The following is a 13,711-nucleotide window of genomic DNA, read 5'->3' as shown; positions in this document are numbered from 1 at the left end:
GTAGTGATTCACTCCGGGTGACGCAATGGGTCGGCAGTTCCTACCCAAGTGCACGTAATCGCCAGGACGCTTTCAGCGAATGACATCGGGTGCTGAACAGTCTGGACTGACCCGACGCCGCGCGGATCTAGGACTTGTCGCGCCCGCTGTCAAACCACCCTCCCTGCGGGGCAAGGGGAATGATCGGTGTGTGCGTCTCGTTGGCAGGCCGCAAAGCCGCGTCGTGAAAGGAAGACCACATGAGTTGGAGTGGGTGGGTTGCGGGGGTGGTTGCGGGGATGTCGCTGGGCCAGTCCCCCACGGCGCTGGAAGCCGTCCGCCTCCACAAGCCGGATGCGGCCGCCCTGGCGCGCGCGGAGCTGACGGCCTGCGCCGCGAAGAAGTGCGACGACGGGGGGCGGCTGGCGCTGCTCGCGGGGACGCTCGCCCTCTCTGACGGTCAGGCCGCCGAGGCAAGGGAGCTGTTGGCTGCCTGGCCCGCCCCTCCACTGCTGGCGCCGTACCACGCCTTCTACCTGGGCCAGGCCCGCTTCTACGCCGGGGACGCCGCGGGCGCGGCCGAGGACTTCGCGCGAGTGCTGGAATCCAAGGCACCCGCGGAACTCGCGGCTCGTGCCCGAGCGCGGCTGGGTGAGTCACTGCTCAAGGCAGGCAAGCCCCAGGACGCGGCCCAGGTGCTGGAGGCCGCCGCGAAGGCGTCACCCACCGTGGAGCTGCTCTATCAGCGTGCCTTGGCGCGAGGCGGCTCCGGCAACCGCGCCGGGCAGCGCGCCGACATGATGACGGTGGCGCTGCGCTTCCCCACCCACCCCTACGGCGACGAGGCCATGGCGTGGCTGACGGAGGGCAGCACGCCCCCGGTGAAGCTGGGCTACACCGAGCGCACCACCCGCGCGGAACGCTTCCTGGACGCGGGCGCGACGCAGCGCGGACTCGACGAGCTGGCGACGCTGGACAAGGTGAAGCTCGACAAGGCGCAGGCGGCCCGCGTGGCGCTATTGCGCGCGAGGGCCTGGTTCGCGCTGGGGCGGATGGAGGATGCGGAGAAGGCGCTCGCGCTGGCGCGCAAGGGCCCCGCCGCCGTCGCCGCTCAGGCGGACCTGCTGGTGGCTCGGCGCGCGCTCAAGTCGGACGACAACGCCAAGGCCCGAACGCTGATGGCGGCCCTGGACAAGAAGTACCCCTCGCAGCCCGCGGGTGATGAGGGCGCCTTCTTCGCGGGCTGGTTGGATTTGCAGGCCGGGCGCTTCGCGGACGCGGTGCAGGCCTTCACGGCGTTCGAAACGCGTTATCCGCGCTCACGCCGGCGCGACGAAGGCATGTGGTTCCGCGCGCTGGCCCACCTGCGCCAGGAGGAGTATGCGAAGGCCCGCGCCGCGTTGGAGGCGTTCCTGACCGCCTACCCCAAGAGCAACATGGGACCGCAGGCGCGCTACTGGATGGCGCGCAGCCGCGAGCTCGACGGCGCGAAGGCAGACACGCTGGGCCCCGCGTACGAGGCCGTCATCACCTCGGCGCCCGCGTCCTTCTACGCGCTGATGGCCAACGAGCGGCTCAAGGCGCTGAGCCTGAAGACGCCCGCGCACTTTCCACAGCCGCCCCAGGTGCTGAAGCTGCCCCGCCCGCCCGAGCTGGAGCTGGCGGTGGAGCTGACGCGCGCGGGCTTGTTCCGTGACGCGACGATGGAGGTGGAAGCCCACGCGGCGCGGCTGCGCTCGGCGGACCAGGCCCTGCCCTTCGCGCACGCGCTGCTGGGACTGGGCGAGTACGGCCACGCCCACGCAGTGGCGGCGCGCCACCTGTGGGGACGGGCCTTCGGCGCGCGCGCTCCGGAGGCCCTGGCGCCCTTCTATCCTCGCGCCTTCGCCACCGCGGTGGAGGGCGCGGCGACGCAGCACCAGGTGGACCCCTACCTGGTGTGGGCCATCATGCGGCGGGAGAGCGCCTTCCGGCCGGAGGTGATGAGCTTCGCCGATGCGCGAGGGCTGATGCAGATCATCCCCAAGACGGCGAACGCCATCGCGGAGAAGCTGAAGGAGCCCGTCCCCGCCCCCGCGGACCTCTTCTCCCCCGAGCGGAACATCCGCTATGGCGCCTGGTATCTGTCCCGGCTGATGGAGCGCTTTGGACACCCGGTGCTCGCAGCGGCCGCGTACAACGCGGGCCCAGGCTCGGCGGCGAAGTGGGTCCAGGAGCGGAGCTCGCTGCCACTGGACCTCTTCGTGGAGACCATCCCCTTCAAGGAGACGCGCGGCTACGTGAAGCAGGTGGTGGCGGACCTGTTCCTCTACCACTCCTTCTACGGCGACGGCACGGGGGCGCTGAAGCTGCCGCTGCAAGTACCCGCGCCGTCGAAGGAAGGTGTCAGCTTCTAGGCTCCGATTGAGGCTCAAGGCCCGCGAGACGACGCGCGGGCGGGCGCCGAGCGTCAATCCCGGTCTGGCGCGCCCAGGGGAAAGAGCGGCCGGAATCGCCGCGCCTCATTCACCGCGCGGGCGAAGGACGGGCGCGTGAGCAACCGCGAGCGGTAGGCGCGGAGCACGGGAAACGCATCGGAAATCTGGTGCGTCCAGTCCGCGTAGAACAGCGAGGGCGCGGCCGCGCAGTCCGCCAGCGTGAAGTCCTCGCCAGGGGCGGCCCAGGTCCTGCCGGCGAGTTCCCCTTCGAGCCAGGCGTAGGCGACCTCCAGCTTCTTCACGGCCAGGGCCAATCCTTCCTGGCGCTTCACCGAATCCCCCGTCAGCGCGCCATCGACCGCGTGCTGCGCCGCGTTCATGACGTGCAGGTCGAAGAAGCGATCGAGAAAGCGCACGTCGAGCGCGGCCATCGGGTCCGCGGGCAACAGACGCACGGGCCCGGGATGTGCGAGCTGCAGGTACTCGATGATGATGCTGGTCTCGGCGATGTCGCGCTCGCCATCCACGAGCAGCGGGAACTTGCGCAGCGGCCAGCGCCGCGACCACTCGGCCGAGTGCTGAGGTGTTTCCGGCCCGATACAGCGGAACTCGAAGGGCGTGCCGTTCTCGTACAACGCGATGAGGACCTTCTGCGTGTACGAAGAAAAGGGATGACCGTAGAGCACGAGTGACATCGGCGGACTCCTGTCGCAGACCACTTGCAGATTGCAAGCAGTCGAAACCCTATCCCTACCACTTGCACATCGCAAGGAGTAGCCTGGAGAGAATGGCCATGGCGCAGACAGGGCGATCCGGCTGCCCGATCAACCTGACGCTCGAACAGCTCGGCGACCGTTGGAGCCTGGTCGTCATCCGCGACGTCATGTTCGGCAACAGGCGCAGCTACGGCGAGCTGCTCGCGCAGAGCGAGGAACGCATCGCCTCGAACATCCTCGCGGACCGGCTGAAGCGCCTGACGGCGTCCGGCCTGCTGACGCGACGCGCGGATCCCACCCACCGGCAGAAATTCATCTACAGCCTGACGGAAGCGGCCATCCAGCTCGTGCCACTCCTGGCGCACATGGGCGCCTGGGGCCGTCGGCATACGCGCTCGAGCAAGGAGCTGTCCGTCCGCGCGGAGCTGCTGGAGAAGGGCGGCGCTCCGCTCTGGAGCGCCTTCATGGAGGAGCTGCGCCACCTGCATCTCGGCGCGCCGCGGCCGGCGCGCTCGGTCTTCGGCGAGCTGCAGGCCGCCTACGAGAAGGCGCTGGCGAAGCGCTCCCGCTGAGCCCGGCGCGTCGTCCTCTGCGCCGGGCCAAGGTTCACCCACCCGCGCTAGGCGCGCTGGGCCATCCGGCGCAGGATTTCAGACTCCATCCCGTGCACCACCTCCGACAGGGGGATGCTGCTGGAGTCCACGTGCACCGCGTCCTCGGCGGCCTTCAGCGGCGCCACGGCGCGGGCGGAGTCGTCGCGGTCCCGCTTCGTCTGGTCCGCGAGCACGGCGTCCAAGCTGCTCTCCACGCCCTTCTGGAACAGCTCCTCGTAGCGGCGCCGGGCGCGCACCTCGGGGCTGGCCGCCAGGAAGAACTTCGCGTCCGCGTCCGGGAACACCACCGTGCCGATGTCACGGCCCTCCAGGATGGCGCCCTTCTCCGACTCCAGCGCCAGCCGCCGCTGGAGTTGCAGCAGGCCCGCGCGCACGACCGGCCGCCCGGACACCTGGGACGCCGCCATGGAGATGTCTGGCGTGCGAATCTCCCCGGACACGTCCTGGCCCCCCAGGAAGACGTGGTTCTCCTCCCCCACCACCTGGAAGTGGATGTGCACGCGGCCCAGCAGCTCGCCCAGGCCCGCGTCATCGTCGAAGGCGATGCCCTCACGCTGGGCCATCAAGGCCACGCAGCGGTAGATGGCGCCCGTGTCCACCAGCGAGAAGCCCAGCCGGCGCGCCAGCAGCTTGGACACCGAGGACTTGCCGGCGCCCGCGGGGCCGTCGATGGCGACGATGAAGGGCCGGGCGCTCATGACAGGATCTCTTTCAGCACCTGGACGCAGCGCGCGTTCTCCGCGGGCGTGCCCACGGAGATGCGCACATGGTTCGGGAACCCCTGCCCCGCGAAGGGCCGGACGATGATGCCCTTGCGCAGCAGCTGCTCGTACAGCGCCACCGCGGGACGGCCGAAGTCCACGAACACGAAGTTGGCGTGGCTGTGCGTGAGCGTGCCGCCCAGCTTCGGCAACTCCGTGGCGAAGTAGTCCAGTCCCGCGCGGTTCATCTCACGCGTGCGGCGCACGTGCTCGGCGTCTTCCAGGGCCGCCAGACCCGCGGCCTGGGCCAGCACCGTCAGGTTGAAGGGCATGCGCGTGCGGTGCAGGTACGCCGCCAGCCGGGCATCCATGATGCCATAGCCCAGGCGCACGCCCGCCAGCCCGTGAATCTTGCTGAAGGTGCGCAGCGCCACCAGGTTCGGGTGCCGGCCGACCAGCGGCACGGCGCTGGTGTACTCGGGCCACTCGACGAACTCGAAGTAGGCCTCGTCGTGCACCACCAGCACCTCCGGCGGCACCGCGGCCAGGAAGCGCGTCAGGGCGTCGCGGCTGAACGCGGTGCCCGTGGGGTTGTCCGGGTTGGCCAGGAATACCATCCGCGTGCGCGGGGTGATGGCCTTCGCCATGGCCTCCAGGTCGTACTGGAAGCCCTCGCGCATGGGCACTTCCACGAAGGGCCGCCCATGGGCCTGCGCGGAGATGCGGTACGCGGAGAACGAGCCCTGGCACAGGAGGATTTCGTCCTCCGGCGTGGTGAAGGTGCGGATGAGCAGCTCGATGAGCTCGTTGGAGCCGCTGCCCAGCACCACCTGCTCCGGCTTCACGTCCACGTGCGCGGCCAGCTTGCGCACCAGGTGGAAGGACGTGGCGTCGGGGTACAGGTGCGTCGCGCCAGAGATGTTCCGCATGGCCTCCACGGCGCGCGGGGAGGGCCCCAGTGGGTTTTCGTTCGAGGCCAGCTTGATGACACCCTTGAGGCCGAACTCACGCTCGGTCTCTTCAATGGGCTTGCCGGGCACGTACGGCTTGAGGGTCTCAACGTGGGTGGGGACGAGCGGTCGCATGGTGAAAAAGGCCCTGGAAACGTGGATTCAGCGTCCGGAGAACACACCGAGCGCGCGAAACTTCGCGTACCGGTCCTGGACCAGTTCATCGGGCGACAGCTCGGCGAGCTGTCCCAGGTGCTTGCGCAGCGTCTTGCCCAGCGCCTCCGCCATCTTCGCGGGGTCACGGTGGGCACCACCCGCGGGCTCGGCGATGGCCTCGTCGATGATCTTCATCTCCAGCAGGTCCTTCGCGGTGAGCCGCATCGCGTCCGCGGCCTTGTCCGCCTTGGCGGCGTCGCGGAACAGGATGGAGGCGCAGCCCTCCGGGGAGATGACGGAGTAGACGCTGTTCTGGAGCATCAGCACGCGGTTGCCCACGCCAATGGCCAGCGCGCCACCGGAGCCGCCCTCACCCACCACCGTGGAGATGATGGGCACGCGCAGCCGGCTCATGACCTCCAGGTTGACGGCGATGGCCTCGGCCTGCCCACGCTCCTCGGCGCCGATGCCCGGGTACGCGCCCGGCGTGTCGACGAAGGTGAGGATGGGCTTCTCGAAGCGCTCGGCCAGCTCCATGAGGCGGCGGGCCTTGCGGTAGCCCTCCGGGCGCGGCATGCCGAAGTTGCGCGCCATGTTCTCCTTGGTGTTGCGGCCCTTCTGGTGGCCCATCACCATCACCGGCTTGCCGTCGAAGCGCGCGAAGCCGCCGACGATGGACGGGTCCTCGCCAAAGGCCCGGTCACCGCACAGCTCGACGAAGTCGGTGAAGAGGTAGTGGACGTAGTCGAGGAAGTAGGGGCGGTTCGGGTGCCGGGACATCTGCACCACCTGCCACCGCGTCAGGTCGCTGAAGATCTCCGTCTGGAGCTTCTTCGCCTTCTTCTCGAGCTTGGAGATCTCCGAGGAGAAGTCCACCGTGCCGCTGGTGGAGAGGACCTTGAGCTCGTCGATCTTCTTTTCCAGCTCAATCAGGGGGCGCTCGAACTCGAGCACATAGCTGGTACCGGTTGCCATGGCGCGGAACTAGCACCAGGGTAAGGCGGCTTTCAACGCGCAAGCGTTTACGCACCCCTGTCTGGAGGCACATGCACCCCGCCCTGCCCCTGTTGCTCATGGCCCTCACGGGCGCCGCGTCCACCCCCAATGCTCGGGGACTGAACACCCAGGGCTTCCGGCTGTACCAGGCGGGGCGCTACCCAGAGGCCCTGGAGCGCTTCCAGGCGTCCGCCCGGGAGTCCCCGGGCTATGCGCTGGCGCACTACAACCTGGCCGCCACCCTGGGGATGCTCCGCAAGCAGGGGAAGGTCTGCGAGTACAGCGCCCACCGGGACGTCATCGTCGAGCACCTCACCCAGGCGGTGAAGCTGGATGCCCGGCGGCTCACCCGCGCGAAGGAGGACGCGGACTTCACCCCCATCCGGGACACCCTGGGCTGGCAGAAGCTGCTGGGCCGCAGCCCGGCGAGGGAGGCGGATGTCCCCGTGCTGCTGCGCGAGGTGTCCTGGTTCGGCCCGGGTGTGGGCGTCTATGGCACCACCCAGGGGCTGCGCTTCGGCCCCTCCGGCAGGGTCACCCTGTGGACGAAGGAGGTAGGCGACGACGGGACGCCCCGCCAGAAAGAGACGCGGGGCCGCTACACGGTACGCGGCAGGCAGGTAACGCTCCGGTTGAGCGGCCGTGCGCCGCTGGAAGGCACACTGACGGAGACGGGCGCGCTCACCTTCCCCGGCCTGGAGACGTTCACCGACTCACCTTCGGAATGCGAGGCGTGAGCCCCCGCGGGCCTCCATGCCTTCCAGCCATCAGTCGCGGCGTGAGCCACGCTCGCTTTCAGATACGGCCCGCGCAACCCCCTTGGCACCCATGCCGCGCGTCGTCATGGTGCGCACGGGGGCAGGTGGGAAGGGATGATTCTTCGGGGTGGAATCAGGGCGTGAGGCGGATGTGGCGGCGGCCCCCTCTACTTCTGCACAACGGCCAGGACACTCCCGCCGGGTGAATCGATGCCCGGCAGGGCCCCCTTGGCTCGATTCTCAACGCGCCTGGACTCAGGCCGCCTTGGTCTTCGCGGCCGGCGGCGACAGCGCGTACCACGCCGTGCGGAAGGCCTTCAGCTCGCGCAGACCCGCCGGGTGACGGCCCAGGGCCGGCGCCATCGTCACGGGCAGGCCCAGCTTCTTCTCGATGGCCTTCGCCGCGTTGAGTTCCAGCTTGCGCCGGCTCTCACACTTGTCGCAGGTAGACTTGGGGCCCACGCGGTTGACGAGCACCCGCTCCACGGGGAGCTTCTTCTCCTTCAGGTACTCCACCAGCCGCTCGGTGCGGGCCGCGGCCAGCTCCTCGCCACGCGTGACGACCACGAAGCGCGCCTCGCTCGGGGAGGCCAGCGCGTCCTCGAAGCGCTTCACGTGCTTGATCATCCCGGCGATGTCGTCCGCCAGCTCGCCCAGGCCCTTGGCGCGGTGCTTGGTCAGCACCGCGTGCAGCGCGCCCAGCCACGTCTTGGCCGTCTCCGCCATCTCCACCACGCGCACGGACGTCACCACCGGCGCCGAGTCCACCACGATGCGCTTGAAGCGCTCCTGCACCAGCGCGTCCGTCAGGCAGGACAGCGCGGCCAGCTCGTCGATGCCCGGCGGCGCGCACTCCAGCAGGTTGCGCAGGTAGAGCAGATCCGAGGGAACCTCGCTGCCCGACCGGGGCGCGCCCTCGAAGGCCTTCTCTGCCTTCTCCTTCACCCGCTTGCGCAGGGCATTGAACCAGCCGGCGATGTCCAGCTCGCGCGCGTACAGGCCCTTGGTGCCCTTCACCTGCGTTTCCGTGTCCGTCAGGCGGCTCTGCAGCACGTCCGACAGCGAGTGCGCCGGATCCGTGGAGATGAGGAGCACCGGCCCCTCCTTCTCCGTCAGCGTCACCGCGGCGGCGGCGGCGCAGGAGCTCTTGCCCACCCCGCCCTGCCCCACGAAGAAGATGAGCCGCGTGGGCGGCAGCGGCGGCGCGGCGATGGGCGGCATGGACGGCGCGCGCACCAGCGCCGGAGGTCCTTCGGCCGCGGCGAACTCCAGCGCCTTGGTCTCCTTGCCAGCGGCCCAGGCCTTGGCGAACAGCGCCAGGCCATCCAGCCCGCGCGGCGCCACTTCACGCCGGCCCAGCAGGTGCACCGGCACCGTCTTGTCCAGCGCCTGGAACTTGCGGACGTGGGGGGCCTGTAGGCCGCGGCGGCCCTGGCACGCGGGACAGCCGTCCTTGTCCTCGATCTGATTGACGACGATCTCCGTCACCGGCAGCCCGCGCTCGCGAAGCTGGGCGAAGAGCATGCGCGTCTGCGCCTCGGGCACCGGCTCCGCCAGCGCCACCAGGTGGAAGGCCGTGCGCGTGGTGTCCTTCAGCAGCGCCAGCAGCTTCTCCGCCTTCTGCCCCACCTGCTCCAGGAAACCGGGCGCCTCGGCCGCGGCGGCCGCCTTCTTGCCCTTCTTCGGCGGCGCCTCCGTCTTGTCCCCACCGGCCTTCACCAGGCCCAGGAACTTGCGCAGGCTCGTCGGCAGGTCGAACAGCCGCAGGGTGTGGCTGGTCGGCGCGGCGTCCACCACAATGCGGTCGAACTCCTCGCCCTCCAGCAGGTCCACCACGTGGAAGAGCGCCACCAGCTCCTCCAGCCCCGGCACGGCCTGCTGGTACAGCTTGCCCATGTCGTCTTCCGACACGTGCGTGCCCTTCGCCGCGGCCTTCGACAGCGCTGGCAGGTAGGAGGCCAGGAAGGGCTTCATCAGCGCCGCCGGCTCCACTTCCAGGCCGTACACGCCGCCGTCTCCCTTGCCCGGGACCAGCTTGGTCGCCTTGGCCGGGAGCTTCTTCTTCACCAAGTCCGACAGTGAGCGGACCGGGTCCAACGACACGAGCAGCACCCGCTCCTTGGGCGCATCCTCCGACAGCCTCAACGCATATGCCGCCGCGAGCGTGGTCTTACCTACCCCGCCTTTGCCGCCGAAGAAGTGAAGTACTCGCGCGTCGCTCATTGCGTTGTGGCCTTCCTTGTGCCCCCCCGCGGCACCCGATGCACACTCCGGGGCGCCCGAATAGATTGGCGCCGCTGGAGTTGCCCGAGGCGTGGAACATGTACGGCCGGGCACTCCCTGTGGGTGGGAGACCCCCCAAGAATCCCCCGTCCGGAGGTCAAAAGTCAAGAATTGACGGGGGTTTCGCGGCGGGGTCGCCGCCTGGGCGGGCATCCCCTCCGAGCCGGGCCAAGAGCCCGGAATCCGAAGGGGATTCCCTACCTGTGAGGTCAGCGGATGACGAACGAGTTGGTGCCCATGGCCCCCATCGCGCCGTCACTTCCCTGCCCGCCCAGGGGGCCGCCACCACCGCCGGGCGCCTGCTGCGCGCGGGCCTCGGCCGCGTAGCGGTTGAGCTTGTTGTAGAGCGTCTTCTCGCTCACCCCCAGCACCTCGGCGGTGCGGGCCTTGTTGTTCCCGTTCCGCTGGAGGCTGCCCAGGATGTACTCGCGCTCCACCGCGTCCAGGCTCAGGCCGAAGGGCAGCCGGAAAGTGTGGCGCTCCGGGCTCTTGCCGGCCATGTCGGGCGGCAGGTGCTCGCGGGTGATCAGCTCCCCGTCGCACAGGATGACGGCGCGCTCCACCGCGTTGCGCAGCTCGCGGATGTTGCCCGGCCAGTCGTAGTTCTTCAGGACCTCCATGGCCTCCGGGTGCACGCCGCTGACGCGCTTGCCGGAGTCGCCGCGGAACTTGTCCACGAAGTGCTGCACCAGGATGGGGACGTCGTCGCGGCGCTCGCGCAGGGGCGGCAGGTGGATCTGGAAGACGTTGAGGCGGAAGTAGAGATCCTCGCGGAAGCGCCCGTTCTTGATCTCCTGCTTGAGGTCGCGGTTGGTGGCGCAGAGCACTCGCACGTCCACCTCGATCTCCACCTTGCCGCCCAGCCGGCGCAGCTTGCCCTCCTCCAGCACGCGCAGGAGCTTGGCCTGCAGCTCGATGGGAATCTCACCCAATTCGTCCAGGAAGAGCGTGCCGCCGTGGGCCATCTCGAACACGCCGGGCCGCCGCTGATCCGCGCCAGTGAAGGCGCCGCGCTCGTGGCCGAACAGCTCGGACTCGATGAGCGTGGCCGGGATGGACGCGCAGTTGATGGCGATGAAGGGCTTGTCGCGGCGCAGGGACAGGTTGTGCACCGCGCGGGACACCACCTCCTTGCCCGTGCCGGACTCGCCGCTGATGGACACGCTGGCCTTGGAGGGCGCCACCTTCTCCACCAGCTCGATGACCTTGCGCATGCCCACGGACTGCGCAATCAGGTCCGACGAGCCGAGCTGCTTCAGACGCCGCCGCAGCGTCTGCACCTCGCGCATCGTCTCCTTCTTCTCCAGCGCCCGGTCGATACAGACCTTGAGCCGCGCGGTATCCAGCGGCTTGACGATGAAGTCGTAGGCGCCCTCGCGGATGGACTCCACCGCGGCGTCGATGGTGCCTCGCCCCGTCAGGAAGACCACCGGGCAGTCCGGCAGCTCCTCCTTCAGGTTGCGCAGCAACCAGAGCCCATCCGTCTCCGGCATGGCCAGATCCGACAGGACCACGTCTGGCCGGAACTCGTTCGCCTTGCGAAGGGCGTCATGCCCGTCGAATGCGATCTCGACCTTGTGTCCCCAGGCGCTGAGCATGTCCGCCAGCGCCTCACACGTGTCGCGTTCGTCATCCACGGCCAGGATTCGTGCGCTGCCCAAGTGAAGACCTCCCGTACTGCGTCGTGACGCGAAGTTGTCGTGACTCGAAATCAGAAGCCGGCCCGTCCAGATGAGACACTCAGGCGCGGGAGAAACTCAGGCGGCACAGCCCCGCCCGGACGTACAGGTCGACGCCCAACTGTGAACAGCGCAGTTGCAGCGCGGCCACGGCTTCGGGCAGGGGCTCGGGGCAGGCGCCGGCCGAATCCTCGACCTCCAGCACCGCGCTCGACTCGTCCCCACGCACCGAGACGCGGATGGAGCCGCCATTCTCCGCCCGGCGGAAGGCGCGCAGCAGCGCCTGGATGAGGAAGAAGCCCAGCTCCGACGTGTCCTGCAGGCGGACCTGGAGGCCCGCCTCCACCGCCGCCTGGACCTGGACGCGGCGCTTGCGGCCCTCGTGCCCCAGCACGCCCAGCGCCCGCGTGGTGGCCTCCGACAGGTCCGCCACGCCCGGCGCGCCGCCTCGAAAGACGACGAAGTCGCTGAACAGCTTCAGGATGCCGTCCACGCGCTGGATCTGATCGCGCATGGCCTTGAGGTTCTTCTCCTGCGACGGCGGCACGCTCCCCGTCTCCGCCTTCAGCTTCTCCGACAGGACCTCCAGGTGGATGGCCAGCGCGTTCAGCGGATTGCGGACGTCGTGCAGCAGGCTGTCCATCAGCGTGGGGACGGCCAGATACCGGGCCGCGCCCACCACGGGCTGCGGCGCGTCCTCAACAGAGGATGCACTATTTGACATTGCTGTCGAGGTAACCAACTGGAACTCCTCGGGATTTTCCCTGATCCACCCCCGCCGCCGCCCAACCGGAGCCAAGAGTTAGGGAGCCGTTCCAACATCGTCAACCCTGGGGCGGTAATTCTTGCCGGAAGTGGCAAATTCCCCATACACGGCGCGGACTTACGTCCGCCCGCGAGTGTTTTTCAGGTGACGATTGAGGAGCCCGCGCGATCCGCGCGGAAATGCCCGGACTGCCCCACGGTGCGGGGTGATCAGGCACCCGAGGCGGGAGGCCGGGCGGCGTCGCCCAGACCCACCAGGTCCAGCTTCAGCCGGGCCGCGTACTCGAAGATGCGAGGGTCCCGGTAGAACTCGCCGAACACGATGCGCACCAGGCCCGCGTTGGCGATCAGCTTGAAGCACGGCCAGCAAGGCGAGGCGGTGGTGTAGATGGTCGCCCCTTCGATGCTGACGCCGTTGGTGGCGGCCTGGATGATGGCGTTGGCCTCCGCGTGGACGGTGGCCACGCAGTGTCCGTTCTCCATCATGTGGCCCACGTCATCGCAGTGCGGCAGCCCGCGGATGGCGCCGTTGTAGCCGGTGGACAGGATGGTCCTGCCCCGGACGATGACGGCGCCCACATGCTTGCGATCACACGTGGCGCGCGAGGCCACCTGCGTCGCGATGTCCATGAAGTACTGATCCCACGAGACACGTCCGGCCATCCCACGCCTCCAGTCCGGCGGATGTACCCCGCTCGCGCGCGGTGTCGAGATTCCTGCCAGCCCGCCCGGAGGACTGGGACGCCGCGCGAAGGGACTAACGCCCGGCGGCGTGTGCGACGCCACCTTCCGTCATCGGCTTGCGCGCCAGCAGCCGGCCAAAGCCCTTGGCCTGGAGGAAGTGGCGCACCTTCGCGCTGGGTGCGGCGAACGTCTCTCCGGGCATGGGCACGTCGAAGCTGTAGTTCTCCTCCTGCACCTCGAAGTCCACCTTCGCGGTGCGGTAGCCCTCGACGATGGCCAGCAACCGGCCCGTCGTGAGGCTGAAGATGCCGCCGCCCGACGCGCCGTAGCCGATGGGGGCGTCCGTCTTCACCATCTTCGGGCGCTGGGAGGCCTTGTCCCACTCGACCTGGGACAGCATGCCGCCAGACAGCGACAGCGCGCGGCCGAACGGCGAGGCGGCCACCACCACGTCCTCTCCCAGCTCCAGCTCCGCGTCGTCCGCCAGCTCCACCGCGGGCAGGTCCAGCCCCGGCACGCGCACCAGCGCGAGGTCCAGGTCAGGCACCTCGCCCATCGCCACCACCTCGCCCCGGTGCTCCAGCGACTCCGCACGGCGGTCCACCAGCACGCGCAGCTCCGGAGCCTCCATCCCGTCCATGGCCACCGCGTGTGCGTTGGTGACCACCCAGGCGACCGTGGCTCCGTTCGCGTCCCGCTCGGCGCCCACCACCACGCCCGACGCCGTGCTGCGCACCCTGCCCTGCGAGGCCAGTTGCAGCCGCACGTTGTGCGGGAGGATGCGCCGCACCTGCTCCTTGCGCGTCATGCGCGGCACGTCCGGCACCGCGATGACACGCTCGACGACGGGCGCCACCTGGGATGCGGGGGTGGCGGCGGCCGGCTGAGGCGGGGCACCAGCGCATGACACGAGGGCGAGCAGGGCGGGGGCGCCCAGGAGGAAGCGGGTCATCGACTCTCCGGTCTGGGGGGAAAACGGATGCAGCCAGTACAACTCCCTGGCAGCCCCCATC

At 69.4% G+C, this 13,711-nt stretch carries 12 protein-coding genes; 3 read left to right on the top strand and 9 right to left on the bottom strand.

What is annotated here, in order from left to right:
* Positions 1 to 239: 239 nt before the first annotated feature.
* Positions 240 to 2,375, top strand: a complete 2,136-nt coding sequence (locus FL344_RS08775; RefSeq protein ID WP_141618188.1) for a transglycosylase SLT domain-containing protein — start codon at positions 240 to 242, stop codon at positions 2,373 to 2,375.
* 53 nt (positions 2,376 to 2,428) lie between these two features.
* Here FL344_RS08775 and FL344_RS08770 read toward each other — a convergent pair whose 3' ends face one another.
* Positions 2,429 to 3,091 (bottom strand): glutathione S-transferase family protein, encoded by a 663-nt coding sequence (locus tag FL344_RS08770; RefSeq protein WP_141618187.1) that lies wholly within the window; start codon positions 3,089 to 3,091, stop codon positions 2,429 to 2,431.
* Positions 3,092 to 3,183: 92 nt separating this feature from the next.
* On the opposite strand from FL344_RS08770, the gene FL344_RS08765 reads away from it, so the two are divergent.
* On the top strand, positions 3,184 to 3,684 hold the full coding sequence (locus FL344_RS08765) for a helix-turn-helix domain-containing protein (protein ID WP_141618186.1): 501 nt from the start codon (positions 3,184 to 3,186) through the stop codon (positions 3,682 to 3,684).
* A 47-nt stretch (positions 3,685 to 3,731) separates the two neighbouring features.
* Here the strand turns inward: FL344_RS08765 and cmk are convergent, their stop codons facing one another.
* Genes cmk through FL344_RS08750 form a run of 3 tightly spaced genes read right to left on the bottom strand, consistent with a single transcriptional unit; the run spans position 3,732 to position 6,508 of the window.
* Positions 3,732 to 4,424: a (d)CMP kinase gene (gene cmk / locus FL344_RS08760; RefSeq protein ID WP_141590094.1), complete on the bottom strand. Its 693-nt coding sequence runs from the start codon at positions 4,422 to 4,424 to the stop codon at positions 3,732 to 3,734.
* Positions 4,421 to 5,512 carry a histidinol-phosphate transaminase gene (gene hisC / locus FL344_RS08755; protein WP_141590093.1) on the bottom strand — a complete coding sequence of 364 codons (1,092 nt, stop codon included), beginning with the start codon at positions 5,510 to 5,512 and terminating at the stop codon, positions 4,421 to 4,423. Before hisC ends, cmk begins: the two co-directional genes overlap by 4 nt.
* A 27-nt stretch (positions 5,513 to 5,539) precedes the next feature.
* Positions 5,540 to 6,508 carry an acetyl-CoA carboxylase carboxyltransferase subunit alpha gene (locus tag FL344_RS08750; RefSeq protein ID WP_011554047.1) on the bottom strand — a complete coding sequence of 323 codons (969 nt, stop codon included), beginning with the start codon at positions 6,506 to 6,508 and terminating at the stop codon, positions 5,540 to 5,542.
* Positions 6,509 to 6,579: 71 nt separating this feature from the next.
* On the opposite strand from FL344_RS08750, the gene FL344_RS08745 reads away from it, so the two are divergent.
* A complete protein-coding gene (locus FL344_RS08745) occupies positions 6,580 to 7,266 on the top strand; it encodes a tetratricopeptide repeat protein (RefSeq protein WP_228564876.1) in 687 nt (228 codons plus the stop codon).
* A gap of 276 nt (positions 7,267 to 7,542) precedes the next feature.
* Here FL344_RS08745 and FL344_RS08740 read toward each other — a convergent pair whose 3' ends face one another.
* The 5 genes from FL344_RS08740 to FL344_RS08720 form a co-directional block, all read right to left on the bottom strand.
* Complete coding sequence (locus tag FL344_RS08740) at positions 7,543 to 9,510, bottom strand: ArsA family ATPase (protein ID WP_141590091.1); 1,968 nt, start codon at positions 9,508 to 9,510, stop codon at positions 7,543 to 7,545.
* Between the two features lie 269 nt (positions 9,511 to 9,779).
* Positions 9,780 to 11,231 (bottom strand): sigma-54 dependent transcriptional regulator, encoded by a 1,452-nt coding sequence (locus tag FL344_RS08735; RefSeq protein ID WP_141590090.1) that lies wholly within the window; start codon positions 11,229 to 11,231, stop codon positions 9,780 to 9,782.
* A gap of 79 nt (positions 11,232 to 11,310) precedes the next feature.
* Positions 11,311 to 12,048, bottom strand: a complete 738-nt coding sequence (locus FL344_RS08730; RefSeq protein WP_141618184.1) for a histidine kinase dimerization/phospho-acceptor domain-containing protein — start codon at positions 12,046 to 12,048, stop codon at positions 11,311 to 11,313.
* Positions 12,049 to 12,224: 176 nt separating this feature from the next.
* The gene (locus tag FL344_RS08725) at positions 12,225 to 12,677 is read right to left on the bottom strand and encodes a cytidine/deoxycytidylate deaminase family protein (RefSeq protein ID WP_141590088.1); all 453 of its coding nucleotides are present in this window, start codon (positions 12,675 to 12,677) and stop codon (positions 12,225 to 12,227) included.
* Positions 12,678 to 12,771: 94 nt separating this feature from the next.
* A complete protein-coding gene (locus FL344_RS08720) occupies positions 12,772 to 13,650 on the bottom strand; it encodes a serine protease (protein ID WP_141590087.1) in 879 nt (292 codons plus the stop codon).
* Positions 13,651 to 13,711 lie beyond the last annotated feature (61 nt).

The sequence above is a fragment of the Myxococcus sp. AB036A genome, from assembly GCF_006547355.1.
GTDB classification, from domain to species: Bacteria; Myxococcota; Myxococcia; order Myxococcales; family Myxococcaceae; genus Myxococcus; species Myxococcus virescens.
Note: the sequence above shows the minus strand (reverse complement) of the source record. Positions and strands in the feature narration are given on the sequence as shown.